The organism is Sphingomonas morindae, from assembly GCF_023822065.1.
In the GTDB taxonomy this organism is placed as follows: Bacteria; Pseudomonadota; Alphaproteobacteria; order Sphingomonadales; family Sphingomonadaceae; genus Solisphingomonas; species Solisphingomonas morindae.
The window spans coordinates 378268-404656 of the sequence record NZ_CP084930.1; the positions used below are offsets into that span (position 1 = coordinate 378268).

The following is a 26389-nucleotide window of genomic DNA, read 5'->3' on the forward strand; positions in this document are numbered from 1 at the left end:
CTTCGAGCGCCTAGAGCGGCGGCGCAGCAAGGAGATGAGACGATGCCGCGCACGATCGCGTTCCAAATGGATCCGATGGAGTCGATCAAGATCGCGGGCGACAGCAGCTTCGCGCTGATGCTCGCCGCCCAGGCGCGCGGCCACCGCCTCTTCCACTATCAGGCGGGCGATCTCAGCTATCGCGACGGCCGCGTCACCGCGCCGGCCCATCCCGTCACTGTCCAGCGCGTCGCGGGCGATCATTTCCAGTTCGGCGATCCGGTCCGGCTCGATCTCGGCCGCGATGTGGATGTCGTGCTGATGCGGCAGGATCCGCCCTTCGATCTCGCCTATATCACCGCCACCCATTTGCTGGAGCGGATCCAGGGCGAGACGCTGGTCGTCAACGATCCCGCCGCCGTGCGCAACGCGCCGGAAAAGCTGTTCGTGCTCGATTATGCCGAGTTCATGCCGCCGACGCTGGTGACCCGCTCGCTTGAGGAGGCGCGCGCCTTCCATGCCGAGCATGGCGAGGTGGTGGTGAAGCCGCTCTACGGCAATGCCGGCACCGCCGTCTTCCATGTCGGCCACAATGACGCCAATCTCGCGGCGCTCACCGAATTGTTCGGGCAGGTGTGGCGCGAGCCCTTCATGGTCCAGGCCTTTCTTCCCGACGTGGCGAAGGGCGACAAGCGGATCGTGCTCGTCGACGGCGAGCCGATCGGCGCCGTCAACCGGCTGCCCAAAAAGGGCGAGATCCGGTCCAACCTGGCGGTGGGCGGCAGCGGTGCCAAGACCGAGCTGACCGAGCGCGAGCATGCGATCTGCGCCCGGCTCGGGCCGGAATTGTCGCGGCGCGGGCTGATCTTCGTCGGCATTGATGTGATCGCCGGCTATCTCACGGAGATCAACGTCACCTCGCCCACAGGAATCGTGGCGATCGACGCCTTCAACGGCACCGATACCGCCGCGCGCATCTGGGACGCGATCGAAAAGCGGCTCTGACGGTCTGACGAAACATGCCGAGGCGCGGCGGGTCGGCCAAGCACCCGCCGGCGCGCCGGGCTCAGGCGCGCGCGCCGAGCGTGCGCATGATCGCGTGGATCAGCATGAGCCGCCGCCAGCTATTCCGAATCAGATTGAGCATCGCCTTGTCCCCCCTTGCGATGCTCGAATGCCTAGCTGGTATCCGTTGCGCGCCGGTTACGCGCCGCCGCGGGATCAGAAGCTGGCGCCGACGGTGAAGACGATCTTGGAGCCGGCGATCGTCTTGCCTTTGTCCCCGCCATTCTGCACCGCGAAATTCGGCAGCAGATAGGCCCGGTCGCGATCGCTGATATCGGTGTCGATATAAGCGAGGCTCAGCGTCACCGGGCCGTACACGGCATAATCCACCCCGATCAGCCAATCCCAATATTCGCCGGTGGGGGTGACGCTGGTGCCGTTGGGGCCGAGCCCCTTATTGCCCTTGGACCGGCCGAGATGCGCCTTGCCGGTCAACCGCGTGCCGGGCACGGCCAGCGCCGCGTCGCCCCAGAGATAGAGATTGTCCTCCTTGTCGCCCGGCTTGGTATATTCGCCGGCTTCGGCGTCGGCGCCGGTTTCGTACCAGCGGCCGAGCGCCTGTTGCGGCGGCGCATAGGCGATGCCGGCGAGCAAGGTCAGCGGCCCGCGCGTGCCGGAAAGCTTCACATAAGGCTCGGCGAAATCGGTCTTATCCGCGCCGCCGGGATAGGTGTACCAGGTCAGGCCGAGATCGACCGTGGCGCTGCCCAGCGTCTTCTTGAAGCCGCCGACCAGATCCAGTTCGAGATTGGGCCCGCCAAATGTGCCCCAACCGGCGAGATTGGAGCCCCAGAAGCCCGCATAGACGCCGCTCTGGTGCGACAGGGTGATGCCGCCCTGGATCGCGGGATCGCCATCGGACTGGGAGACGCCGCGGAAGCGATAGTCCGTGGTGAGCGCCGCCGAGCCCGAAAGCGTGAAGGCCTTGGGCGCCGCCTGCGCGTGCGCCGCCGCGCCGGAAAGGATCGACAGCACGGACGCGAGGCACAGGTGAAGACGGGCACGAGCAATCATGGAATACCCCCTTAGGATCGGATATTCCTCCTGCGGCCGGCCGCCGCCGCCTCTCACCCATGCGGGCGGGGCGGCGATCACCGGGACGGGAATAATGTAGGCGGCGTTCTTGGTCTGCCTGCGTGCGGCTCTGTAAGGAAGTTTTGCCGGCGTCGGCGCGATAGGGCGGCGGGCGCCGCCCCGCTCATTTCGCGGTGGCGAAACGGCGCGCGCTGCCGCTGGTCGCGCCATCCACATCGATGCGATGGCCGGCGGCGCGGCGGCGCTCCAGCCAGTCGTGCAGCATCTCGGACACGGTGTGATCGACATAATCGAGCCGGCTCATGTCCAGCCGCAGCGGCTTGTCGGCCGGCGCGCGCTCCAGCGCCGAGGTCAGGCGCGGCAGGGTGACGAAGGTCGCCGCGCCGTGCAGCGCGATCTCGCTGTGCGCGTCGTGATGGCTCGTATCCACCCGCAGCGCGAGGCGGCGCACCCAGGGCACCAGTTCCAGCAGCGACAGGCCGAGCCCCACCAGCACGCCCGTGAGCAGATCGGCGGCCACCACCGTGGCAAGGGTCGCCGCCCAGATCAGCGCGGGCAAGAGCCCGTAATGGCTGAACAGGTGGCGGACATGGGACACGCTGACCAGCCGCACCCCGGTGACGACGAGAATGCCGCCCAAAGCCGCCATCGGGATCTCGCGCAGCAGCCAGGGCAGCAGCGCGACGAAGCCCAGGATCCACACGCCGTGCAGGATCGAGGAGCGGCGCGATACCGCGCCCGCCTGGACATTGGCCGAGGAGCGCACGATCACCCCCGTCATGGGTAGCGCGCCGGCCATGCCGCACAGCAGATTGCCCACGCCCTGCGCGCGCAATTCCTTGTTATAGTCGGTGCGGACGCCATCATGCATGCGGTCCACCGCCGCCGCCGAGAGCAAGGTCTCGGCCGAAGCGATGAAGGCAATGGCGAGCGCCGTGGCGAGGATCGAGGGGGTGGCGAGCGCGGCCAGCATCTCCGGCCCCGGCGCCTTCACGCCCGCGAAGATGTTGGCGGGCACCACCACGCGCGACACCGGCAGGGCCAGCGCCCAGGCGACGAGCGTCGCGGTGACGACGCCGACCAGCGCGCCCGGCACCAGCCGCAGCGCCGCCGGTCGGAGCTTCTCCCAGCCGAGCATGGCGCCGATCGTCACCAGACCGATCGCGAAGGCCATTTCGGCGCTGCCGACGGTGCCGCTCAGCCCCATCAGCCGGCCAGGCATGCCCCAGAGATTTTCGAGCCCGCTCGGTCGCGGCTTGGCATCGAACAGGACGTGGAATTGGCCGACCACGATCAGCACGCCGATCCCCGCGAGCATGCCGTGCACCACCGCCGGCGAGATGGCGCGAAACCAATTGCCCAGCCGCGCGACGCCCGCCACGAACTGGATGATGCCCGCCGCCACCAGGATCGGGCCGAGCGCCGACAGGCCCTTGGACTGGACGAGCTCGAACACGATCACGGCGAGTCCGGCCGCCGGCCCGCTCACCTGCAGCGGCGAGCCGGCCAGCGCGCCGACCACGATGCCGCCGGTCACGCCGGTGATCAGCCCCTGTTCGGGGGCCACCCCCGAGGCCACGGCGATCCCCATGCACAGAGGCATGGCGACGAGGAAGACGACGATGGAGGCGGTGACATCGCGCAGCGCGCCGCCGCCGCCCGCCGACCGGGCCTGGGGGGCAAAAGCCATTATTCGGCGGCCTCGACCAGCGGTTCGAACGAGGCGGCGCGGCGCGCGGCGGCGGGCAGCGCCACCGGCAGCGGCCGATCGGACCGCAGCGGCACGAACCGCCCCGTCTCGCCGTCCAGACCCAGCACCTGGCCCTGATGGATATCGACGAACCAGCCATGGAGCGAGATCTCGCCCCGCGCGATGCCCGCCGCCACCGACGGATGGGTGCGGAGATGGGCGAGCTGGGCCACCACATTCTCCAGACTGATCGCGTGCACGCGCTCGCCCTCGTCGAGCCCTTCATAGCTGCTGTCCACCACGTCGCGCGCGGCGGTGCCATGGCGCAGCCAAGCCGCGACATTGGGCATGCGGCCGAGCTTGGCGGGATCGCCCGCCAGCCCTTTCATCGCGCCGCAATCGGAATGGCCGCAGACGATGATGTCGCGCACGCCCAGCACCATCACCGCGAACTCCACGGTGGAGGTGACGCCGCCATTCTGCTCGCTGAACGGCGGCACGATATTGCCGGCATTGCGGCAGACGAACAGATCGCCCGGCTCGGCCTGCAGGATCTGCTCGGGCACGATCCGGCTATCGGCGCAGGAGATCATCAGCGCCTTGGGCGCCTGGCCATCGCGCACCAGCTTGCCGAACAGCTCCGACTGGTTCGGGAAGACATGCTTCTCGAAATTATACACTCGCCCGATCAGCTCGTTCATCGGAAACTCCTCTCGTCAGAAGCGCCGCGCGCCATCGGCGCGCGCGCTCCGGTCCGTGCTTGAAGATGGCGCGCGCGCCTTGCCGGCGAACGGCGAGGACGTGAGGAAATGTTGCCGGCCCCTGTCGGGGTCAGGCGGCCGGTCGGGGGAGCCACAGGGCCGCGCGCAGCCCGCCCTCGGCGCGGTTGGCGAGCCGCAGCGCGCCGCCCTCGCGCTCCATCGCGCGCTGCACGATCGCCAGCCCCAATCCGAGCCCGCTGGTGTTGCGGCCGCGCGCGGGATCGAGCCGGGCGAAGGGCTGGAGCGCGGCGGCGATGCGATCCTCCGGAATGCCGGGGCCCTCATCCTCCACCGCGATCTCAAGCCCATCGTCCCGCGGGATCAGCGTGACATTGGCGGCGCCCCCATAATGGAGCGCATTCTCCACCAGATTGCCGAGCGCGCGCTTCAGCCCCAGCGGGCGCACCAGCCACTCGCAATGGTCCGGCCCCTCGTAGCGGCCCTCGAGGCCGCGATCCTGCACCGAATCGACCAGGGTCGCGGCGAGCACCGCGACATCGGTACGCACCGGCTTCTCGGGATCGCTGTCGCCGCCGAGATAGGCGAGCAGCGAGGACAGCATCTCGCCCATCTCCTCGACATCCTCGAGGATCGCGCGGCGCGCGGCGGGGTCGGGGATGGTGTCGCTGCGCAGCCGCAGCCGGGCGAGCGGCGTGCGCAGATCATGGCCCACCGCCGCCAGCGCCTCGGTGCGGTCCTTGATGAGCCGGCGGATGCGTTCCTGCATCGTGTTGAAGGCGCGGATCAGGCGGCGCACCTCGCCGGGGCCGCTTTCGGGCACGCGCACCAGCCCGCCATGGCCGACGCGATCGGCGGCGCGGGCCAGCGTGCCGATCGGCCGCAGCGTCCGGCGGAACAGGGCGGCGCCGATCAGCGCGAGGATGGCGGCGGGGAAGAGCGCGATCAGGATGCGCCGGCCCACCACCTCCCACAGCGCCACCGGCCCGGCCGCCGCGAAGCGCAGCCAGCTGCCATCCTCCAGCCGCAGCACGCCGCCAATGCCGCCATGATGGCCGGGGGCCAGCCCCAGCCGCATCTCGCGCCCCGCCAGGCTCGGTTCCCAGCCGATCACCTGATCGCGCAGATCCTCCAGCTCCGCGCCCGGCGGCCGCGGCGGCGGCGCGGGCGCCCAGCCGATCCGGTAGCGCCCGGTCGTCAGCCGCTCGGCCATGCGTGGCCGCTCGGGCGGCTTCTGTTCGGAGATCAGCTTGGTGGCGATGACGAGATGCTCGGCCAGCCGGCGCGCCTCGTCCTCGCGCACCAGATAGCGGCTCGATTGCTCGTAGAGCAGCGTGCTGACCGCGAACTGGACGACCACGGTGCAGAAGAGGATGGCGAACAGCCGTCCGAGCAGGCCGACCGACCGGACCAGCGGCCGCCTCACCGCCGTTCGACGGGCACGTTGAGCATATAGCCGACGCCGCGCACGGTGATGATCGGCGCATCCTTGCCCGCGCTGGACAATTTGCGGCGCAGCCGGCTGATCAGCACATCCACCGAGCGATCCGAACTGTCGCCCATGCGGGTGCGCGAAAGCTCAATCAGCCGCTCGCGCGCGATCACCCGCTGGGGATGATCGACGAGGCTGGCGAGCAGATCGAACTCGGCGCCGGTGAGATCCACCACCGCGCCCGAGGCGGAGGTCAGCTCGCGCCGGGGGAAGCTGAGCGTCCAGCCATCGAAGCTGGCGACGCCCTCGCCCCGCTCGCTGTGCTGGCGCTCCATGCCGCCGCGCCGCAGCACCGCCCGCACCCGCGCGATCAGCTCGCGCGTGCCGAACGGCTTGGCGAGATAATCGTCGGCGCCAAGCTCCAGCCCGACGACGCGATCCATCTCGCTGCCCTTGGCGCTGATGAAGATGATCGGCACCTCGCTCTTCTGGCGGATGGCGCGGCACAGATCGATGCCGCTGGTGCCCGGCAGCATGATGTCCAGCAGCACCAGATCGACCGGTCCGGCATCGAAGGCGAGCCACATTTCGGGCGCGGCCGAGGCGGGCCGCACCACATAGCCATTTTCCTGCAGGGCCCGGGTGGTCAGCGTCCGCAGCGCGGGATCATCCTCGACCAGCACGATCACGGGCGCGGTCATCGGCGGGTCTCGCGGGGGCAGATCATCGGGCTCCAATCTCCTTGCGGGCGTCGGCCCTAGTTAGGCGCGCGGGCACGGCTGGCCAGCGCCGCCCGCCTGCCGGACACGCTTTCTTACAGCGGCGCCAAGCCGTGGCAAAGCCGGTGCGGCACATGGACCATCCAGAAAGCCGGGCCGGACGGTCCGCCCCGGCCAGAGGAGATGAGGATGCGCATCCGCCCGCTGATCGCCGCCGCGCTGGCCGTGGCCGCGCTGCCCGCCTTCGCCGCCCCCGCCGGCGCCGCCACCACCGCCACGACCGCCCGTCACGTGCTCGCCACGCACGAGGAAAACGGCGCCACCGCCGGGCGCAGCCCGCACAAGGCCTATCGCCCGCGCGTCGCGGCGCCGGCCGCTTGCGGCACGCCCATGCACAGCCAGCCGGGCGGCAAGCTGCCCGTCTTCGGCGTCCGCCAATCGGCCGCGTGCGATACCGTAGAGGCGCAGCCGGCCGCCCTCGCCGCCGCCGAATAAGCCGCGCGCGACCAGCGCCTCCGCTGTTCCCCCCAGTCGCGGAGGCTCACTGGCCGGCCGCCGGGCGCGCCAGATCGGCGCTGCCCGGCGGCCGTTCCTTTTGCAGCCGCGCCGACACCGCCGCCGCCGCGCGCAGCACGCGCAGGATATTGCCGCCGGCCAGCGCGCGGAGATCCGCATCGGACCAGCCCCGCCGCGCCAGCTCGGCGAACAGCGCGGGATAGGCGGACACGTCGCGCAGCCCGTCGGGCACCTCTTCGATCCCGTCGAAATCCGAGCCGATCCCCACACAGCCATGGCCGCACAGCCGCGCGACATGCTCGACATGATCGGCCACCATCGCCACGGTGACGGCGGGGCGCGGATGCGCCGCCTCCCAGGCGGCCAGCGCGGCGGCGGCACGCTTGGGCTGGCCGACGAAGCGCGCCGCCGCGCGCGCGCGCTCGGCGGCCTGATCGGCATTCCAGCCGAACCGCGCCTCGGACACGAAGGGCGGGTAGAAATTGATCATCACCACGCCGCCCTGCGCGCGCAGCAGCGCCAGCACATCATCGGGCACGTCGCGGGGATGATCGTCCAGCGCCCGCGCGCCGCTGTGCGAGAAGATCACCGGCGCGGCGCTGGCGGCCAGCGCGGCGCGCATGGTGTCGGGCGAGACATGGCTGAGATCCACCAGCATCCCGATACGGTTCATCTCGGCGACCAGCGCGACGCCGAAGGGGGTGAGGCCATGGGCGCGCGGGGCATCGGTGGCGCTGTCCGCGAACTCGGTGTTCCGGCTGTGGGTCAGCGTGAGATAGCTGACGCCGAGCGCGCGATAGGCGCGGAGCACGGCGAAGGACATGTCGATCTGGTGGCCGCCTTCCACGCCGATCAGCGCGGCGATCCGGCCCGAGCGCTCGATCCGCTCGATATCCTCGGCCGTGCGCGCCTCGGCGAAGTCGCGCGGATAGGCGGCGACCATGCGGTGGATGAGGTCGATCTGCTCGATCGTCGTCCGCACCGCCTCCGCGCCGCTCAGCGTCGCCGGCACATAGGCGGACCAGAATTGCGCGCCGACATGGCCGGCGCGGAGCCGGGGAATGTCCGTCATCAGCGGCACGGCATCGGCGGCGTGCGGCAAGGACGCCGTGTCGCGGCCAAGATCGATCCGCGCGAGATCGCGCCCGTAGCGCGCGCGGATTTCCCAGGGGAGATCGTTATGCCCGTCGATCACGGGCGTCGCCGCCAGCAGATGCGCCACCCGCCGGGCGATCGGATCGGCGGCGGCGGCGGGCGTCGCCACCGGCGCGGCGGCGGCGAGCAAAGCGAGGATCGGCAGCATCATGCGCCGATCTGGCCGGCGCCGGCCGATGTCGTCAACCGGCGTCGTGCAGCAGCCGCTCGAGGATCAAGGGATGCAGCGGCGCGGCGAAGCGGCAGCCCGCCAGCAGGCGATCGCTCCACACCACGCGCGCCATCAGCGGCTCGAGCGTGCCGATCTTGAGCCACACCACCGCGTCGGTGGGCAGCTTCTCTTCGGATTCGATGCGGAAGCCGGAGCAGGAAATATCGCGCACCACGCCGGGCACGCGCATGCTGCCGCTGCGCCGGACGCCGCCCGCCAATTCCGTCTCGTGCCGCGCATCGCCCCGCTGATCGTCAACGCCGATGCGCAACTCGGCCCGCATGTCCATCATAAGTGAACCCAGATCCATTTGGTGTAACGGGTAGTTTTCTACTCCCATTCCCTCAATTCGGGGTTAATGCGCGGGACGCGATCGGCGCGGCGGCGGCGCCGATTTGAGCACGCTGCGGCGAAAATGCGCCGCCGCCAGCCGGATCGCCAGCGCCAGCCAGAGCAGCTGCCAGGGCAGCGCCAGCAGGTGCGGCCAGAGCGCGGGCTGCTGCGCCGCGCGCGCCAGCATGGCGAGTGGCGAGGTCCAGGGGAAGATCGCCGCCGCCACCGCGATCGGATGCTCGGGATGCGCGATCCGCGCCGAGGCGGCAGCGAACAGCAGCAGCTGCACCATCGTCACCGGCATGGACAGCGTCTGCACCGCGCGCGGCGAGCTGGCCTGCGCGCCGATGCCGAGGAACACCGCGCCGAGCAGCAGATAGCTGGTCGAAAAATAGCATAGAGCGAGCAGCAGGAAGAGCGGCCATCCCAGCGCGGGGGTGGCGAGATGCGCGACGTCGCCCGGCGCGAGCAGCAGCGCGGCCACCAGCCCGAGCGCCCCCCAGGCGGCGATGCCGGTCAGCGAAATGGCGAGCATGCCCAGGAGCTTGCCAAAGAAGATCGCGTCCACCGGCACGGCCGCCGCGAGGATCTCGATCACCTTGTTCGATCGCTCCTCGATCATGTTGGACAACAGCATGCCCGCCAGGATCAGCGTGAGGACGAAGAGGCCGCCCTGCGCGATCCGCGCGAGATCGGTGCGGTCGGCCGGCGCGTCGGGCGGCGGCGCGCGGCCCGGGCGAATGACGGCCAGCGCCGGGAACGGCGTGCCGCCGCCGCCGTGCATGGCGCGCGCGGTGCCGAGGATCAGCGCCATCTGATCGGCAAGATCGTCCGCGCCGGTGGCGGAGAGCCGCAGCACCGGCCGCGCGTCGGTGCCGCCGAGCCAGGCCGCCACCGGCGCGCCCGGCCGCTCGCCCGCCGCCAGACGCGGCAGCGCCGCCTCGCCCAGCCGCGCCGCCAGGGCCGCGCGGGCGGCGGCAAGCGGCGCCAGTCGCGCCGCCGGAACGATCACGCGCGGCGCGGGCGGCGGCGCATCGCGATCGCTCCCGCCCAGCCCGGCCATGGCGAGGCCGAACAGCAGCGGCAGCAGCGGCCCGGTGAGGAACAGCAGGAACAGGCGCGAAAAGACGGTGGCGCCATAATCGCGCCGGGCGATCACCCAGATCGGCCGCCACGCCCGGCTCATGCCGCGGCTCCGGCGGCGGCGCCCGTGCCGACCAGCGCGACAAAGGCATCGTGCAGGCTGGGCGGCTCGATCGACAGCGTCTCGATGCCCGCGCCGCCGGCGATGAGCGCCGCGAGAATCGGCTCGATCCCCCCCTCGGGCAGGTCGAACTGCCAGGCGCCGCCGGTGCGCGCCGCCCCACGCGGCAGCGCCGCGCGCCAGCTCCCGTCCGCGGCGCGCGTCACCAGCCGCACGCGGGCGGGAAAGGCGCCGCGCGCCTCGGCCACCGTGCCCGCGAAGCGCACGCGGCCGCCGCCGATGATCGTCACCGCCTCGCACAGCCGCTCGGCATGGGCGATGACATGGGTGGAGAAAAGCACCGTCACGCCCTCGGCCACCTGCGCGCGGATCAGGGCTTCCAGCCGTTCCTGGTTGAGCGCGTCGAGCCCGGAGAAAGGCTCGTCCAGCACCAGCAGGCGCGGCCGATGGACGATCGTGCCGAGCAGCTGCACCGTCTGCGCCATACCCTTGGACAGGGCGCGGATCGGCCGCCGCGCCGCCTCCGCCAGCCCGGCCTCGGCGAGCAGCACCTCGGCGCGGCTTCGCGCCTCGGCCTGGCCGAGCCCGCGCAGCGCGCCCATGAAGGCGATCGCGTCGCGCGCCGCCATGGCGGGATAGAGGCCGCGTTCCTCGGGCAGATAGCCGATCTGCCCGGCGATGCGCAGCGGCGCCGTCTCGCCGAACAGCGCGCGCCGCCCTTGATCGGGCTCGAGAATGCCCAGCAGCATCCGCAGCGTCGTCGTCTTGCCCGCGCCATTGGGGCCGAGCACGCCATGAATGGCGCCGACCGGCACCGCCATGTCGATGCCGTCCACCACCGCACGCCCGTCGAACCGCTTCACCAGGCCTTCGGCCAGGACCGCCGGCGTCACGCGCGGGCGTCCAGCATGGCCTGTGGGAAGCGAAGCCGCAGCGCCCCCTCGCCCGCCGCGATGCCGATGCCGAGCGACTCGGCGAACCCCTCCACCAGCACCCGGCCGAGCGCGCCGCCGCCGGGCGCGCCGCCGCCGCCGGCGATCCGCAGCTCCACGCCATCGGGCAGGCGCCGCCCCTCGACCAGGATGGTGGCCGCGCCGCCCGCGTCCGGCACCGCCTCCGACAAAGCGTTGACCAGGACATGGTGGAGCAGCCGGGCATCGGCGCGGACCGGCGGCAGATTGGCGGGGACGCGCAGATCGATGCCGATGTCGCGCAGCAGATCGTGGATGCTGTGCGCGGCGTCGCTCACCGCGTCGGCAAGGTCCAGCGGCTCGGGCGCGGGCACCAGTTCGCCGGCATCGATACGCACCATCTCGGCGAGGTCGGCGAGCACGCGCTGGATGCGGTCCGCCTCGCGGCGCGCGCCGCTGAGCGCGCTGCTCTGCGGATTGTCGAGCGCCGCCTCGCCCAGCGCCGCCGCCATCCGGCCGAGCGGCGGCCCGAGATCGCGCGCGAAGGAGGCGAGCAGCGACATGCGCAGCCGATCGCGCGCCTTGAGCACCGAGACCTGCCGCATATCATCCTCGAGATGCAGCCGCTCATGCGCCAGCGCGGCCTGGCCGACCAGCGCCGACATCAGCACGGCGCGATCCGCCGGCACCGGATCGCGGCCGTTCTCGCGCGCCACGCCGAGCACGGCGAGCGTGCCGAGCGAGGTTTTGAGCGGGACGAACAGCCAGTCGGCGGCGTTGAGCGTGGCCGTGCCCGCGCCGGCCTGCTCGCCCTTGGTCCAGGCCCATTCGGCGGCGGCGGCATCGACCGGATCGAGCAGCATGCCATCCGGGCGCGAGGCCACCATGGCCAGCCGGCCCTTGCGCTCGGCCAGCAGCATGGCGTCCACGTCCAGAAGCCGCGCCACCTCGTCGCAGATCACGATCGCGGTGCTGGCGCGATCGGACACCCGCGCCAGCGCCTGCGCGAAGGCCGCGACCGCCGCATTCTCCTGGGCGGATCGCTGGCCGAGCGTGGCGCGCACCTTGAGCCGGCCGGTGAGCCGGCTGGTGAAGCCCGCGACGCCGAGCAGCACGCCCAGCGCGATCACCGCCTGGGGATCGCGCACGGCGAAACTGTAGCGCGGCCCGAGGAAGAAGAAATTATAGACGATCGCCGCGAGCAGCCCCGTCGCCAGCGCCGGCCGCAGGCCGAACAGGGTGGAGGCGAGGATCACCGGCAGCAGATAGACGAGGTCGATCGCGTTGAGCCCGATCATCGGCTCGGCCAGCCGGCCGAGCAGCGTGGTGACCCCGATCAGCCCGACGATCGCGCCATAATCGCTGGCGCGCCCCCAGGCCGAGGCGCGCTGCGGCCGCGCCACGGGCTCGGGCGCGCGCTGCGCCTGTCTGCGGGCGCCGAAGGCGGGCAGCACATGCACCGCCAGCGTGTCGCTCGTCTTCATCATGGCGTCCACGACCGAGCCATGACGCAGCGTGAACCACCAGCTGCGGCGCGATTTGCCGATCACCAGCTGGGTGACGCGCAGGCTCTCCACCTGGCCGATCAGCCCGTCGACCACCGTCTCGGCGGGCACGGTGGCGATCGTCGCGCCCAGCGTGGCGGCGAGCTGAAGCGTATCGGCGACGCGGCGCTTCTGCGTCTCGCCCAGCCGCTCGGCGCGCGGCGTTTCGATGTAGATCGCAGCCCAGGGCGCGCGCAGCGCATCCGACAGACGCTTGCCCGCGCGCACCAGCCCGTCGCTGCCCGGCCATTCGCTCACCGCCACCAGCACGCGCTCGCCGCCGGTGACGGTGGCGGGCAGATGGGCGGCGTCCAGCTCCGCGACCATCCGCCGGTCGACCGACAGCGCGGCGCGGCGCAGGGTCAGCTCGCGCAGCGCGGACAAGGTCGGGCGCGAGAAATAATGGGAGAGCGAACGGCTCACCGCGTCGGGCACGCGCACCTGGCCGCGCTCCAGCCGCCGCACCAGCATGTCCGGCGCGAGATCGACGAGCGCGATCTCGGCGCTGTCGAACACGCCGTCGGGCACGGTTTCGCCGGCGGGCACGCGCGTGATGCCCGCGACCACGTCGCTCAGGCTCTCGATCGCGCCGATGCCGAGCGTGGCGTGGACATCGCTGCCGGCGGCGAGAAGCTCCTCCACATCCTGCCAGCGGCGCGGATGTCGCGCGCCCGCGCCATTGGCGGCGGCGAGATCGTCGACCAGGACCAGCTCCGCCCCGCGCGCGAGCAGGCCATCCAGATCGAGACCGGCCGGCCTTCCCGCCCCGGCCGCATCGGGCCCCGCCCCCAGCGTCGCGAGCAGCGCCTCGATCTCGGGCCGGCCATGGCTCTCGGCGCGGGCGACGAGCACATCCTCGCCCCCGGCCTGCCGCTCGATCGCGTCGGCGAGCATCGCATAGGTCTTGCCGACGCCGGGGGCGGCGCCGAGGAAAATCTTCAGCCGACCGCGCGGGCGGTGGCTCGGTTCGGCTTCGGCATCGGACATCGCCCCTCTCTTAGTCACTTGCGTCGCCCGACGCCATGTCCGCGCGCGCTCGCTTCTTGCCCCCTTTCAGGGCATAGCGCCGCCATGACTCCAGCGCTCAGCGTCCGCGATCTCTTCACCATCGGCATCGGTCCATCGAGTTCGCACACCGTGGGGCCGATGCGCGCGGCGCAGAATTTCGCGGCGTGGATCACCGAGCCCGGGCGCGCGCCGGTGGTGCGGCTGGTCTGCACGCTGCACGGCTCGCTCGCGCTCACCGGGCTCGGCCATGGCAGCGACGGCGCGGTGCTGCTCGGCCTCGCGGGCGAGACGCCGGAGGCGGTCGATCCGGCCGCCGCGCCCGCGCGGATCGCCGCGATCCGCAGCGAGAAGCGCCTGGCGCTGGCCGGCGGCGCGCCGATCGGCTTCGATCCGGCGCGCGATCTGGTGCTCGATCCGAGCTTCCTGCCGGGCCATCCGAACGGCCTCGTCTTCCAGGCGGAGCTGGCCGATGGCGCGCGGCTGGAGCGCACCTATTTCTCGATCGGCGGCGGTGCGATCCGCCGCGAGGGCGAGGCGCCGCCGCGCGTCAACGCGGTGCCGCGCCATCCCTTCGGCTCCGGCGCCGAACTGCTCGCCACCTGCGCCGCGCATGATCTCAGCATCGCCGATTGCGTGCGCGCCAACGAGGCGGCCTGGCGCGAACCCGCCGAGACGGACGGGTTTCTCGATCAGGTTAGGGCGGCGATGATGGCGGCGATCGATCGCGGCTGCGACGCACACGGCGAGCTGCCGGGCGGGCTGCGGGTGCAGCGCCGCGCCCGCGCGATGCGCGAGCGCCTGCTGGCGCGCGGCCCGCGCACCGATCCCTCGGCGGTGTTCGAATGGGTGAGCCTGTGGGCGCTGGCGGTGAACGAGGAGAATGCCGCGGGCGGCCGCGTCGTCACCGCGCCGACCAACGGCGCGGCCGGGGTGATCCCGGCGGTGCTCCGCTATTACGAAAGCTTCGTCCATGGCGCGACGCGCGAGGGCGCGCGCACTTTGCTCTATGCGGCGGCGGCGATCGGCTTCCTCTACAAGACCCGCGCCTCGATCTCGGCGGCGGAAATGGGCTGCCAGGGCGAGGTCGGCGTCGCCTGCTCGATGGCGGCGGCGGGGCTGGCGGCGGCGCTCGGCGCCAGCAACGCCCAGGTCGAGAATGCCGCCGAGATCGGCATGGAGCATAATCTCGGCCTGACCTGCGATCCCATTGGCGGCCTGGTGCAGATTCCCTGCATCGAACGCAACACGATGGGCGCGATCAAGGCGATCAACGCCGCCTATCTCGCGCTCCACGGCGATGGGCGCCACGTCGTGAGCCTCGACGCGGTGATCGAGACGATGCGCCAGACGGGCGAGGACATGAAGAGCCAGTATAAGGAAACCAGCCTTGGCGGCCTCGCCGTGAATGTCGTGGAGTGCTGAGCCGCGGCGGGCGGCGCCCTCTCTTCGCTGTCGCTCGCGTTCGTCTTGGTCAGCCTAGGGCGCAAGGCTGACGCGCACCATCCTGTGGCCGAGTGCCGCTAGTCCCGCCAGAGCAGCTCGATCAGCTGGCCTGCCGGCAGGGCCTGGTGTAGCCGCGCGCCCTGCCCGGCCCAGTGCGCGCCGAAACCGGCTTCGCCCGCAGCCTTGGCCGCCGCGTTCAATGCCTTGCCCGCGTCATACGCGATCGGATAGTCCGGCGGCTCGCACTCAGTGTCGGCGCCCCAGTGCGTGAAGCGGTTCGCGAGACAGCGCGCGGGACGGCCCGAAATCGCGCGGGTCATGACCGTATGAAGCGCGGCGTCGCTCGCCAAGGCGGCGCGATAGGCCGCGTCGGCGGCGCTCTCGGGGCATGCGATGAAGGCCGTGCCGAGCTGTGCCGCCACCGCCCCGAGCGCGAGGACGGCCCTGATGCCGGCCCGGTCCATCAGGCCGCCGGCGGCGATCACGGGCAGATCCCCATTTCTGACGAGCAACCGCGTGAGCGCGACGGTGCCGAGCTGATCATCGCGAGCGGCCGGATCGAAAACGCCGCGATGTCCGCCCGCTTCCCATCCTTGCGCCACGATCATGTCGATCCCGGCCGCCGCGGCCTGCTGCGCCTCGGCCAGACTGGTCGCCGTGGCGAGCAGCAGGCACCCGACGGACTTGAGCGCGGCGATACGATCCGTGGAGGGCACCCCGAAGTGGAAGCTGACCACGGGCGGCGCCGTGGCGAGAAGCATCTCGAGCATCGCCTCGTCATCGGCGAAGCTCGTATAAATGGTCCTCAGCGCCGAGGGCGGCTCCGTTCCATAGCCCGAGAAGAGCGGTCGAAGCGCTTCGATCCACCGCCCCTCCCGTTCCGCATCGGGCCGGGGTGCTTTGTGGACGAAAAGATTGACGTTAAAGGCGCGATCCGTCCGCGCGCGGGTCGCCTCGATCATCGCCCGTGCCCCCGCGACATCGGTCGCGCCGACCGCGATCGATCCGAGCGCACCGGCGTTGGAGACCGCCGCCGCCATGTCGGGCGTCGAGACGCCGGCCATGGGCGCCTGCACGATCGGAATGGTCACGCCGAGCTGCTGGAGAGACGTCATGGCCCGGATATGGGCCGGACGCCTCCTGTCCGCAATCGGACGCAGGCGGTCGCGCCGGGCTTCCAACGGCGGACCAAAGGATTCGGCTAAGATGGCATGGCGGCCTCACCGACTATACGTCGCGTGACAAAGGCGCGGCGCCGGCGTGTCCCGCCGCCGGGCGCCGATCGCCCCCGTTCCCGCTTCGGCACGGCCTTGCGCGGGATCGACGAGGCGGACCCGTCCTCGTCCATCCGGCGGCCGGGGCCGTGGCGGGGCGTGCCGCCACGGCCCCGGCGCGCGCGTCAGCAGCCGTTGCGGCGGTTCTGCGCGGCGTCGTGCTTCTTGTCGAGGTGACGGCCGAGCAGCGCGCCGCCGCCCGCGCCGGCCAGCGTGCCGATCGTGCCGCCACCGAGCGCGTTGCCGATCAGGCCGCCGCCGACCGCGCCGAGGATGCCGCCGGTGGTGCCGCTGCTGCGCTTGCAGTGGTAGCGATAATGACGGTCGCTGCCATGATAGTAGCGGTCGCCATGATAGCGGGCATCGGCGGGGGCGACCGCGACGATCGGGGTGGCGACGGTGGCGGCCAGCGCGGCGGCGAAAGCAAGACGGGTCTTCATGGCATAACCTCCCAAGTAATGATGCTAAGGCTTGTAACGGACGGGCGCTGGAAGCTCCCTGAACGGCGCGTGCAACCCTTGTTCAGCTTGCCGGCCAGGGCGCGCCGGGCCGGCCCGCCGGCCGCAAACGCACAGGGGCGGCTTTCGGCCGTTCCTGATGTCCCTCAATCCCGAGGCGGGACAGGATCGCGCATTTTTCGGGGCCGATGATGCACGGGCCGCCGTCGCGAACGACGGCGGCGGATCGCCCTCACCGCGCCATATGGTCGGCGAAGGCGGCCTGGTAGTCGGGATGCCAGCGCGACAGTGCCGGCCGGTTCTCGATCAGATCGCCCGCCGCCCAGGCGATGCGCTTCTCGTCCATCGCCCGCGTCACGTCATTGTCGGGGCAAAGAATGTAGAAGTCGCCCCGGGCCAGGGCGGGCAGCATGAAGTCGATCACCTGTTCGGGCGTCCAGGCGCCGGCCGGCTTTTCGGTGATGCCGCGCGCGCGGGTGAAGCCGGTGAAGGTGAAGCCGGGGATCAGCAGATGCGCGCTGATCCGGCCATCGGTGGCGAGCAGATCATGGGCAAGGCTTTCGGTCAGCGCCTTGAGCGCGGCCTTGCTGACATTATAGGCGGTGTCGCCGGGCGGCAGGGTGATGCCCTGCTTGGAGCCGGTGTTGATGATGGCGCAGGGCCAATCCCCCGCGCGCATCGCCGGCAGGAAGCGCTGGATGCCGTGCAGCACCCCCCAGAGATTGACGTCGAAGGTCGCGTCCCAGCGCGCCAGATCGTCCAGCAGGCCGACCCCGCCCTCGCGCGCGGCGTTGTTCATGAGCAGCGAGACGCGGCCAGCGGCCTGGGCGGCATCGTAGAGCCGCCCGACCGCCGCCGGGTCCGCCACGTCGATCGCAAGGCCGATGGCATCCAGGCCGGCGTCGCGCAGCGCCGCCACGCTGGTCTCCAGCGTCGCGGCGTCGCGATCCGCGCACAGCACGCGCATGCCCAGCGCGCCGAGCGCGGCGGCGGCGGCGCGGCCGATGCCGCTCGCCGCGCCGGTGATCACCGCCACCTGCCCGGCGACGATCGCGGGATGCTGGGCCATGCTCATGCCGGGGCTCCATCCAGTTTCGGGAAATCGACATAGCCCTTGGCGCCGCCGCCGTAGAAGGCCTCTCTGGGCGCGGTGGCGAGCGGCGCGTCGCGGCGCAGCCGCTCGACCAGATCGGGATTGGCGATGAAGGGCTGGCCGAACGCCACCATATCGGCCTTGCCCTGCGCGATGGCCTCCAGGGCGAGCGCGCGCGTATAGCCGTTGTTCGCGATATAGGCGCCGCCAAAGGCCTTGCGGAGCGCCTGGAAATCGAAATGCGCGGCGCCGTTGTCGGCGCGGGTCTGGCCCTCGACGCAGTGGAGATAGGCGAGCCGCAGCGTGCCGAGCCGGGCGGCGAGATAGCCATAGGTGCCCTGGGGATCGCTGTCGAACGGCGTGTCGCCCGCCGAGCGGGTGATCGGCGACAGGCGCACGCCGACCCGATCGGCGCCGATCGCGGCGGCCACCGCCTCGCACACCTCGAAGGTCAGCCGGGTCCGGTTCTCCACCGTGCCGCCATAGCGATCGGTGCGCCGGTTGGTGCTGTCGCGGATGAACTGGTCCAGCAGATAGCAATTGGCCGAATGCACCTCCACCCCGTCAAAGCCGGCAGCGCGGGCGCGCGTGGCGGCGGCGACATAATCCTCGATGATGCCGGGGATCTCGTCCGTCTCCAGCGCGCGCGGCGGCGACGGCCGATCGAAGCCGGTTCCGAGAAAGGTCTGCTCGCCCGCCTGGATGGCCGAGGGCGCGACCGGCGCCGCCCCGCCTTCCTGCAGGCTGACATGCGAGAAGCGTCCGACATGCCAGAGCTGCAGGACCATGCGGCCGCCCGCGCCATGCACCGCGTCCGTCACGCGCCGCCAGGCCTCGACCTGAGCATCGGTGTAGATGCCCGGCGTCAGCGCATAGCCGCGTCCCTGGCGCGAGATGTTGGTGGCCTCGGCGATGATCAGCCCGGCCTCGGCGCGTTGCCGGTAATAGTCGATCGCCAGCGGGCTCGGCACGCCCTCGGCGCTGGCGCGCGCGCGGGTCAGCGGCGCCATGGCGATGCGGTTGCGGACCGCCATGGCGCCTATCGTCGTCGGCTGGAAAAGCAGCTCGTCCATCCTTGATCCTTGCTCGTCTCGGGGCGCGCGCGATCAGCCGCGCCGGCCGCGCCAACGGTTCGAGACGCGCAAATATCCCCGCCGGGGCCGCCGTCAGCGGCGCGGCGCGGCCTGATCGAGCAGCGGAAGCGCCGCTTCGTAGCGCGCCTGCGCGGCAAAGGGCGTGGCGGCGCTGGTCACGTCGATCGTCTGGCGCAGGATCGGCCCCTCGCTTTTGGGCGCCCGCGCCCAGCTGGGGAGACCGGGCCCGTTGGGATCGCCGGTCTGGATGAAGCGGGTGAAATAGCCCTGCATCGTCCGCGACACGGCGCGATCTTCCGGTGTCCAGGCATAGACGGGATTCTCGTCGAGATTGCCCAGCGCATATTCGATCTCGGCGCTGTGGACCGCGCCCAGCGGCCGCGCCTGTTCCGGCGGCAGCGGCGGCAGCGGCGCCGGCCGGACATGGGTATAGGCATAATAATAGGTCGGCGCGCCGGTGCGGCGGTGGAGATCGAACCAGCGCCAGGTCGAGGCGGCGAGAAACCGGTCGCTGGCGAGCGCCGTCGCCGCCGCCGGCACCTCGGCATCGCTGCCGGCGGGATAGAGCGCCGCCACCGCATCCGCCTGGTCGCCGAACAGGCTGGCCAGCGCGATCCGGTAATTGGCGAGCGTGGGCGCGGCATCGCCGAGGATCGCCGCGGCGGCGTTTTCCTGCGAATTGGTGCCGAGCAGCAGCGGTACCCGCGCCGCACGGCCGGCACGATAGGCGTCGAGCGGGCTTTCGGGCAGCATGTCGCCATCGATGATGAAGGCGGCGCCGCGCTTCTTCACCCCCTGCGCGGCGAGCAGCCCTTCGGCCGGCAGCGCGCGCAGCGCGGCGAGCGTATCGGCGCCGAGATCATGGGCGAAGGCGCTGCCCTCCGCCTCGGCGGCGGCGAGCGGCAGCGGATGGAAGCTCGGCGGGAAGACACCCCCGCTCTCGCCGATCGCGGCGGCGAACTTCCCCTTGGCGCGGGGCGAGACGATCAGCGCGCTCACCGACATGCTGCCCGCGCTCTCGCCCGCGATGGTGACCCGGCGCGGATCGCCGCCGAAGCGGGCGATGTTGCGCGCCACCCAGTCCAGCGCCGCCGCCTGATCGAGCAGGCCGTAATTGCCGGCGCTGCCCTTGCGCGTCTCGGCGGCGAGTTCGGGCGTGGCGAGGAAGCCGAACACGCCGAGCCTATAGTTGATCGTCACCACCACCATGTCCTGGCGCGCCATGGCGGCGCCGTCATAGCGTTTCTCCGATCCGTCGCCGGCCACCGCCCCGCCGCCATGAATGTAGAAGAGCACCGGCAGGCGGCTGCCCGGCTTGGCATCGGCGGGCGTCCAGATGTTGAGGAACAGGCAATCCTCGCTGGCCCCCGGCGAGCGGAACAGCATGTCGGCGAAGAGCGGCTGCTGCATGCAGCGGGCGCCGAACTGCTGGGCCGGGCGCACCCCCTCCCAGCGCGCCGCCGTCCGGGGCGCGGCCCAGCGCAGCGCGCCGACCGGGGGCGCGGCGTAGGGAATGCCGAAAAAGCCGTTGACGGGGCGCGGGCCGGCGATCTCGGTGCCGAGCAGCCGCCCCTCGCGCACGCGCGCCTCGGGCGCCGCCACCAGCGGCGTGGCGATCAGCCCCGCGATCAAGGCCAGCATCCGCGCTCTCATCCCGCTCTCCTCCGCCGTTCGACGCCCCGCTCTACAGGCGCCTCGGGCGGGGGGAAACCGTCTGTAGGACCATGGCCTTATGCGGCGGCGGGGCGACGGCACCGCGCACGGGGTCGGGCGTGCGCGGCGGCCGAACAAGGCGCCGCGCACGCCGCTCCGCCGGCCGATTGGACTGCACGGCGGGCGGGCGGCCCGGATGCGCCGCAGTCGCCGTGCCGCTTGGCGCGACGCGACCAGAGCCTCGACCGCCCCGCGCCGGGGTCCGCGCCGCCCGGCCCCAATGCCGGCATCGCCCGCTCGAGCGAGGATGGCGCCCGCCCCGACGCCGCGCACCGGCGACCGGAGACAGGCGACCGGCGACCGGCGACCGGCGGAGAGCGCCTTGGTTCGATCGTGCGCAAGACGCTAGCGGCGGCACTCCGGACGCGCGCCAGCTCAGGCGCACTCCACGTCGCGGCATGCGCGGCCAGACAGACCGCCGCCACCGTTCGCCATGCGCGGACGGCTGGCGACAGGCCAGGCGCCACGCCGCGACCCGCCGTGCGCGAGGCGCACCCCGCGGCGCTCCGGGAGCGCGGCACGCCCGAGCACCATCCGCGCCACGCTACGTAGCGAGGGCCGGGATCGCCAATCCCGTTCCTTTCGCCGCGAGGCTGGCCTGTCTCGCCTTCCAAACCGCTGGCCGCCGACATCCGGCAAGGCGCCGGGCCAGGCCAATCTCGGTCTCGGAGGGCCCGCTGCTCGTCAGGCCTTGGTCGGGTCCGCGACCTTGCCGTGCACGCCCTCGACCAGATCGAGCGAGAAGGGCAGCCCGTTGACGGTGAGCACGACCTTGCCCTCGACCGTCGCCACCTCCTCGACCACGCCGACCGACGCGACCCCGGCGTCCAGGACCTGACCCTTGTCGTCCAGCGCGCGCAGCTCCAGCGAATAGGCGCCCTTGTCGGCCTTTCCGCCATCGGCCAGGCTGCCGTCCCAGCTGACCATGCCCTTGTCGCTGGGATCGACCTTGAAGGTGCGGACAATGCGGTTCTGCGAATCCTTGATCACCGCCTCGATCGAGGCCGGCACGGCCTTGCAGACAAAGGCCCAGCGCGCGGGCTTGTCGCCTAGGCCCGACACGGGGCTGCCGAACTGCACCTCGCGGCCGATATAGCCGGCGGCGTTGACGAGATCATCGGCGTTCATCTTGTCCAGCAACGCCTTGATCGAGGCCGTTTGCTGGATGCTCTGCTCGACCTGCGTATATTGCGCGAGCTGGGCGGTATATTCCGAGGTGTTCATCGGGTTGAGCGGATCCTGATTCTGCATCTGCGTCGTCAGCAGCTTCAGGAACAGGTTGAAATCGGGGCTGTAGCTCTTGGGCGGTGGCGTGGTGTCCGCGCCCTGCGCGGCCGGGGCGATGCTATCGGTCATCACGGGTTCCTCATGCCGTCATGTTGAGGCGGGCGCCGCCGCGCAGGGGGCGATAGGCGGGCGCGTCGGTGCCAAGATCCGGGGTGAAGGCGGGCGAGGCGTGGCGCGGGGGCGCGGGCCGATGCTGCTGCTGTTGTTGCGCGTCCTGCTGAAAACCGCCCTGGTCGAAGCGGAAGCTTTGCGCGTCGGTCCGCACGCCGGCGTCCGCGAGCGCGCGGTCCAGCATATCCACGTCGCGGCGGAGCAGCGACAGCGCCCCGCCATTGTCGCTCGTCACCACGGCGCGCAGCGCGCCGCCCGTCTCGAAGCCGAGGCGCACATGGATGCGGCCCAGCTCGGGCGGATCGAGCCGCACATGCACCTCCTCGCGTCCGCCCGCGACGCCATGGCGGATCGCCACCGCGATATCCGGCGCCAAATGGCCTGGTGCGGCGCGTGCGTGCGCGTCCGGGCCGCCGGGCAGCGGCGCCGGCGCGGACGGAACGCCATTCGGCGCGTTCGGCGCGGCGGCGGGTGCGGCACTCAGCGCCGGCTGGCGCACGGCCGCTTCGGCCGGGGAAGGCGCACCCAGCGCCGGCGCCGCCGCACGCTCTGCCGGATGGGGCGCGATCCCCCCCGACGTGGCGGGCGCGTGTCGCACCGGCTTTGCCGCCGCCTCGCGCGCAGGCGCCGCCCCGGCCACGCCGGGATCATCGGAGGCCGCCGCCGGTGCCTGGGGCTGCCCCGGCGGCTGTGGCAGGGCGGCCGCCACAATGGCCGGGGCGATGCCGCCGGCGGGCATCGCCGCCGCCTCTGCACCCGCGGCCGGGCGGACCTCGACAGGGCGGTCAGGCGCGGTGTCGACCGAGCCGGCCTCGTCGCGTGGCTGCGGAGTGTCGACGGCCGCCAAGGGCTGGTCGGGCGCGGCGGGCGCCGCTTCGGCCTGCGCGGCGGCGAGCAGCACGGCCGGGCCCGCGAGCAACCCGGTCCCGGACGCAGCGGCGGGGGGATGTTCGCCCGCAACAGCCGGTGCGGCGGCCTTGGGCGGCGTGCCCGATCCCATGCCCGCGCCCGCGCCTGCCTCCGCCGGCGCTGGACGCGGCGCGGGCTCGGGCGTCGCGATGCCGTCGGCGGCGGCCTGGTCCAGCGCCGCCAGCAGCGCGGAAAAATCGGGCGCGCCCCCTCGCGCGCCGACCCCGCCCCGACGCCCTGCCTCCGCCGGTGCGAGGCCGCCAGAGACCTGGGCCGGACCGCGCACCGTCCCGCCATCGGCCGGGCCGCCCGCCGGGTCGCGCGGCGTGCCGCCGATCGCCGCTCCATTGGCGCCGCCGCTGGCACCGATGGTCGCGGGCTCGCCCCCGCCGCCGCTGCCCCCGCCGCGATCCGCCGCCCTTGGCGCGAGGGCGGCCGCGCCGGGCGTGGCCGCCGCCGCAGCGCCCGCCATGATCGGATCCATCGCCAACTCCGCGCCTCCCGCCTTTTCCCCTCTTATAGGCGGCGCGCGTGCTCAGGCGGCGTCCTGCAGCGTGTTTATCGGCTCCAGCGTGCCCAGGCTGCGGACGCGCGCGCGGATATGGATCTCCGCCTGCGACAGCACCACCGTGGCCGGCCGCACCCGCTCGATCACGGAGCGGACAAAGGGTCGGATCGGCGGGCTGGTGAGCAGGCAGGGCATCTCGCCGCGCTCCGCCAGCCGCTCATAGGTTTCGCGCAATTGGGCGATGAACGCCTGGAGCAGCACCGGCGACATCGCGAGCTGGCGATCGTCCCCCTGGCCGACCAGGCGTTCGGCAAAGCGTTCCTCCCAGGTCGGGCCCAGGCTGAGCACGGCGATGCTGCCGTCGCGGCTGTGCTGGGCCGAGATCTGGCGCGCCAGGCGGCTGCGCACATGTTCCGCGATGACGCGGATCTGCGAGGAACTCGGCAGCGCCTCGGCAACGCCTTCGAGGATCGTGCCCATGTCGCGGATCGACACTTCCTCGGCGAGCAGCGTCTGGAGCAGGCGCTGGATGGCGGAGATCGAAATCTTGGCCGGCACGATTTCGGCGACCAGCTTCTCGGTATCCTTGTGCACCTCGGTCAGCAGCTTCTGCGTTTCGGCATAGGAGAGAAGATCGGGCAGATTGGCCTTCACCACCTCGGTGAGATGGGTGGTGATGACGGTGCCGCACGTCACCACGGTGAGGCCCCGCAACCCCGCCTCCTCGCGCAGGCTGCGATCGATCCACAAGGCCGGGAGGCGGAACACCGGCTCCACCGTGGCCTCGCCCGCCAGTCCGGCATCGGGCGGCGGATTGATCACCAGCAGCCGGTCGATCCGCAGCTCGCCGCGCGCGCTCTCGGTATCCTTGACGTAGACGACATAGTCATAGGCGTTGAGCGACAGATTATCGAGGATGCGCACCGCCGGCAGCACGAAGCCGAAATCATTGGCGAGCTGGCGGCGCAGCGCGCGGACCTGCTCGTCCAGCCGCGGCTCGGCGGTGGAATCATGCACCAGCGGCAGCAGGCCATAGCCGATCTCGATCCGCACCGCGTCGATCGACAGCGTGCGGGCGATCGGCTCCTCGGGCGCGGCCTGTTGCTCGGCGAGGATGGTGCGCGCCAGCGTCTCCGCGCGCGCCGCCTGCGCGCGCTGGTCCATCGTCCAGGCGAGCGCCCCGCACCCAAAAGCGAGCAGCGCGAAGGGCAGGAAGGGCAGGCCGGGCACCAGCGCGAGCAGCGCGAGCAGCCCGGCGACCAGGCCGAAGGCGGCCGGATGGCGCCCCAATTGCTCCGTCAGCGCCGCGCCCGTGCGCCCGGCGACGCCGCCCTTGGAGACGAGCAGGCCCGCCGCGATCGATACGATCAGCGCAGGGATCTGGCTCACCAGCCCCTCGCCCGCCGTCAGCACGGTATAGCTGTGGAAGGCCTCGGCCAGCGGCACGCCATGGATGAGGACACCGATCGCCAGCCCGACCACGATGTTGATGCCGGTGATCATCAGGGCGGCGATGGCGTCGCCCTTCACGAATTTGGAGGCGCCGTCCATCGCGCCGTAAAAGCCGCTCTCCGCCTCCAGCGTGGCGCGGCGCGCGCGCGCCTCGGCCTCGTCGATGGTGCCGGCGGAGAGATCGGCGTCGATCGCCATCTGCTTGCCGGGCATGGAATCCAGGCTGAAGCGCGCCGCCACCTCGGCGATCCGGCCCGCGCCCTTGGTGATGACGACGAAATTGATCACCACCAGGATAAGGAACATGGTGAGGCCGATCACGGTCTCGCCGCCCATCAGAAACTCGCCAAAGGCGCCGATCACGCCGCCCGCCGCGCGGTGCCCCTCATGGCCATGGCCGAGGATGAGCCGCGTCGAGGCGAGGTTGAGCCCCAGCCGCAACATGGTGACGATCAGCAGGATCGAGGGAAAGCTCGACAGCTGGAGCGGCGTTTCGATGAAAAGCGCCGTCATCAGGATCAGCGCGGCGGCGGTGATCGACAAAGCGAGGCCGCAATCCAGGAGCCAGGCCGGCATCGGCAGCACCAGCATCGCCAAGATGGCGAGCACGCCCAGCGCCAGCGCGAGATCGCGGCCGGCGCCGAGCCGCGTCAGCAAGCCGGAGAGCCGCAGCGCCATCAGCCGAATTCCGGCCGCGTGCCGGCGGCGCCATGCGCGGCGGGCGCCGGCGGCACGGCGACGCCCTCGTCCAGCAGCGCGCGCAGCTTGTTGCGCATCGTCCGCACCGAAATGCCGAGCATCTGCGCCGCATAGGTGCGGTTGCCATGGCAATGGGCGAGCGTGCCGAGGATCATCGCGCGCTCGACCTGGGCGAGCGCCTGGCCCACCAGCGGCGCCACGGCGGGCACGACCCCGGGCGCCACGGCGGCCGCCGCCGCCTGCGCCCCGGCCGGTGCCGCGCTCGCCGCCGGCACGGCGGGGGCCTCGCCGGCCGGCAAAACCTTGGGCAATTCGATCATCAGCATGGGTCCGCCCTGGGCCGCCACCGCGCGCAGCAGCTCCTCGCCATTCTGCACCGACACCGACGCCGCGTGGCTGCGCGCCACGCCGAAGGCGAGATCGAGGATCTGCTGACGATCGCCCACCAGCATCAGCCGTTCGGCAAGGTCCAGCGGCCCGGACATCAGAGATCCTGTCGGGCGATCTCGGTGAGGGTGACACCGAGTTCCTCGTCAATCAGCACCACTTCGCCGCGCGCCACGAAACGGTTGTTGACGAAGATCTCGACCGGCTCGCCGGGGCGGCGATCCAGCTCGATGATCTCGCCCGCGCGCAGCCTGAGCAGCCGGTTGAGATCCATGCGCGCGCGCCCGAGCACCGCCCGCACGCGCACGGGCACGTTCATCACCGGCTGAAGGCTCGGCGGCGCCGGCGGCGGATGCGCCGCGCCGCCGGCCGCGCCGGTGCCGCCGCTCGCCTCGCCCTCCCCGGGCGCGGCATCGAGGCCGGGTTTCTCCGTCATGCCA

General features: G+C 71.9%; 23 protein-coding genes. 3 read left to right on the forward strand and 20 right to left on the reverse strand.

What is annotated here, in order from left to right; translation table 11 throughout:
• Window positions 1-42 precede the first annotated feature (42 nt).
• On the forward strand, window positions 43-984 hold the full coding sequence (gshB, locus tag LHA26_RS01840; protein ID WP_252167056.1) for a glutathione synthase: 942 nt from the start codon (window positions 43-45) through the stop codon (window positions 982-984).
• Between the two features lie 216 nt (window positions 985-1200).
• On the opposite strand, the gene LHA26_RS01845 is transcribed toward gshB, so the two are convergent.
• The 5 genes from LHA26_RS01845 to LHA26_RS01865 form a co-directional block, all read right to left on the reverse strand.
• Window positions 1201-2058: a TorF family putative porin gene (locus LHA26_RS01845; protein WP_252167057.1), complete on the reverse strand. Its 858-nt coding sequence runs from the start codon at window positions 2056-2058 to the stop codon at window positions 1201-1203.
• 184 nt (window positions 2059-2242) lie between these two features.
• A complete protein-coding gene (locus LHA26_RS01850) occupies window positions 2243-3769 on the reverse strand; it encodes a SulP family inorganic anion transporter (protein ID WP_252167058.1) in 1527 nt (508 codons plus the stop codon).
• Window positions 3769-4470, reverse strand: a complete 702-nt coding sequence (locus tag LHA26_RS01855; protein ID WP_252167059.1) for a carbonic anhydrase — start codon at window positions 4468-4470, stop codon at window positions 3769-3771. The genes LHA26_RS01850 and LHA26_RS01855 overlap by 1 nt, the downstream gene beginning before the upstream one ends.
• 130 nt (window positions 4471-4600) lie before the next feature.
• The gene (locus LHA26_RS01860; protein WP_252167060.1) at window positions 4601-5914 is read right to left on the reverse strand and encodes an ATP-binding protein; all 1314 of its coding nucleotides are present in this window, start codon (window positions 5912-5914) and stop codon (window positions 4601-4603) included.
• A complete protein-coding gene (locus LHA26_RS01865) occupies window positions 5911-6621 on the reverse strand; it encodes a response regulator transcription factor (protein WP_252167061.1) in 711 nt (236 codons plus the stop codon). Before LHA26_RS01865 ends, LHA26_RS01860 begins: the two co-directional genes overlap by 4 nt.
• Before the next feature lie 207 nt (window positions 6622-6828).
• Between LHA26_RS01865 and LHA26_RS01870 the strand changes: the two genes are divergently transcribed.
• A complete protein-coding gene (locus LHA26_RS01870) occupies window positions 6829-7134 on the forward strand; it encodes a hypothetical protein (protein ID WP_252167062.1) in 306 nt (101 codons plus the stop codon).
• Between the two features lie 46 nt (window positions 7135-7180).
• Here the strand turns inward: LHA26_RS01870 and LHA26_RS01875 are convergent, their stop codons facing one another.
• From LHA26_RS01875 to LHA26_RS01895, 5 genes are all read right to left on the reverse strand, one after another.
• Complete coding sequence (locus LHA26_RS01875) at window positions 7181-8461, reverse strand: dipeptidase (protein WP_252167063.1); 1281 nt, start codon at window positions 8459-8461, stop codon at window positions 7181-7183.
• 31 nt (window positions 8462-8492) lie between these two features.
• The gene (locus LHA26_RS01880) at window positions 8493-8813 is read right to left on the reverse strand and encodes a PilZ domain-containing protein (RefSeq protein WP_252167064.1); all 321 of its coding nucleotides are present in this window, start codon (window positions 8811-8813) and stop codon (window positions 8493-8495) included.
• 63 nt (window positions 8814-8876) lie between these two features.
• A complete protein-coding gene (locus LHA26_RS01885) occupies window positions 8877-10040 on the reverse strand; it encodes an ABC transporter permease (protein ID WP_252167065.1) in 1164 nt (387 codons plus the stop codon).
• Window positions 10037-10951, reverse strand: a complete 915-nt coding sequence (locus tag LHA26_RS01890; RefSeq protein WP_252167066.1) for an ABC transporter ATP-binding protein — start codon at window positions 10949-10951, stop codon at window positions 10037-10039. Before LHA26_RS01890 ends, LHA26_RS01885 begins: the two co-directional genes overlap by 4 nt.
• The gene (locus tag LHA26_RS01895; protein WP_252167067.1) at window positions 10948-13500 is read right to left on the reverse strand and encodes a DUF4118 domain-containing protein; all 2553 of its coding nucleotides are present in this window, start codon (window positions 13498-13500) and stop codon (window positions 10948-10950) included. Before LHA26_RS01895 ends, LHA26_RS01890 begins: the two co-directional genes overlap by 4 nt.
• Before the next feature lie 84 nt (window positions 13501-13584).
• On the opposite strand from LHA26_RS01895, the gene LHA26_RS01900 reads away from it, so the two are divergent.
• Window positions 13585-14943 carry an L-serine ammonia-lyase gene (locus LHA26_RS01900; protein WP_252167068.1) on the forward strand — a complete coding sequence of 453 codons (1359 nt, stop codon included), beginning with the start codon at window positions 13585-13587 and terminating at the stop codon, window positions 14941-14943.
• Between the two features lie 98 nt (window positions 14944-15041).
• On the opposite strand, the gene LHA26_RS01905 is transcribed toward LHA26_RS01900, so the two are convergent.
• From LHA26_RS01905 to fliN, 10 genes are all read right to left on the reverse strand, one after another.
• The gene (locus tag LHA26_RS01905; protein WP_252167069.1) at window positions 15042-16079 is read right to left on the reverse strand and encodes an NAD(P)H-dependent flavin oxidoreductase; all 1038 of its coding nucleotides are present in this window, start codon (window positions 16077-16079) and stop codon (window positions 15042-15044) included.
• Window positions 16080-16363: 284 nt separating this feature from the next.
• Window positions 16364-16678: a glycine zipper 2TM domain-containing protein gene (locus LHA26_RS01910; RefSeq protein WP_252167070.1), complete on the reverse strand. Its 315-nt coding sequence runs from the start codon at window positions 16676-16678 to the stop codon at window positions 16364-16366.
• A gap of 250 nt (window positions 16679-16928) precedes the next feature.
• Entirely contained in the window at window positions 16929-17771 is an 843-nt protein-coding gene (locus LHA26_RS01915) for an SDR family NAD(P)-dependent oxidoreductase (protein ID WP_252167071.1), read from the reverse strand.
• Window positions 17768-18862: an alkene reductase gene (locus LHA26_RS01920; RefSeq protein WP_252167072.1), complete on the reverse strand. Its 1095-nt coding sequence runs from the start codon at window positions 18860-18862 to the stop codon at window positions 17768-17770. The genes LHA26_RS01915 and LHA26_RS01920 overlap by 4 nt, the downstream gene beginning before the upstream one ends.
• Window positions 18863-18955: 93 nt before the next feature.
• Window positions 18956-20524, reverse strand: a complete 1569-nt coding sequence (locus LHA26_RS01925) for a carboxylesterase/lipase family protein (protein WP_252167073.1) — start codon at window positions 20522-20524, stop codon at window positions 18956-18958.
• A 756-nt stretch (window positions 20525-21280) separates the two neighbouring features.
• The gene (locus tag LHA26_RS01930) at window positions 21281-21952 is read right to left on the reverse strand and encodes a flagellar hook assembly protein FlgD (protein ID WP_252167074.1); all 672 of its coding nucleotides are present in this window, start codon (window positions 21950-21952) and stop codon (window positions 21281-21283) included.
• A gap of 10 nt (window positions 21953-21962) precedes the next feature.
• Window positions 21963-23375: a flagellar hook-length control protein FliK gene (locus tag LHA26_RS01935; RefSeq protein WP_252167075.1), complete on the reverse strand. Its 1413-nt coding sequence runs from the start codon at window positions 23373-23375 to the stop codon at window positions 21963-21965.
• A gap of 63 nt (window positions 23376-23438) precedes the next feature.
• Window positions 23439-25541: a flagellar biosynthesis protein FlhA gene (flhA, locus tag LHA26_RS01940; protein ID WP_252167076.1), complete on the reverse strand. Its 2103-nt coding sequence runs from the start codon at window positions 25539-25541 to the stop codon at window positions 23439-23441.
• A complete protein-coding gene (locus tag LHA26_RS01945) occupies window positions 25541-26047 on the reverse strand; it encodes a helix-turn-helix domain-containing protein (protein WP_252167077.1) in 507 nt (168 codons plus the stop codon). The genes flhA and LHA26_RS01945 overlap by 1 nt, the downstream gene beginning before the upstream one ends.
• A complete protein-coding gene (gene fliN, locus LHA26_RS01950) occupies window positions 26047-26385 on the reverse strand; it encodes a flagellar motor switch protein FliN (protein WP_252167078.1) in 339 nt (112 codons plus the stop codon). The genes LHA26_RS01945 and fliN overlap by 1 nt, the downstream gene beginning before the upstream one ends.
• Between the last annotated feature and the right edge of the window lie 4 nt (window positions 26386-26389).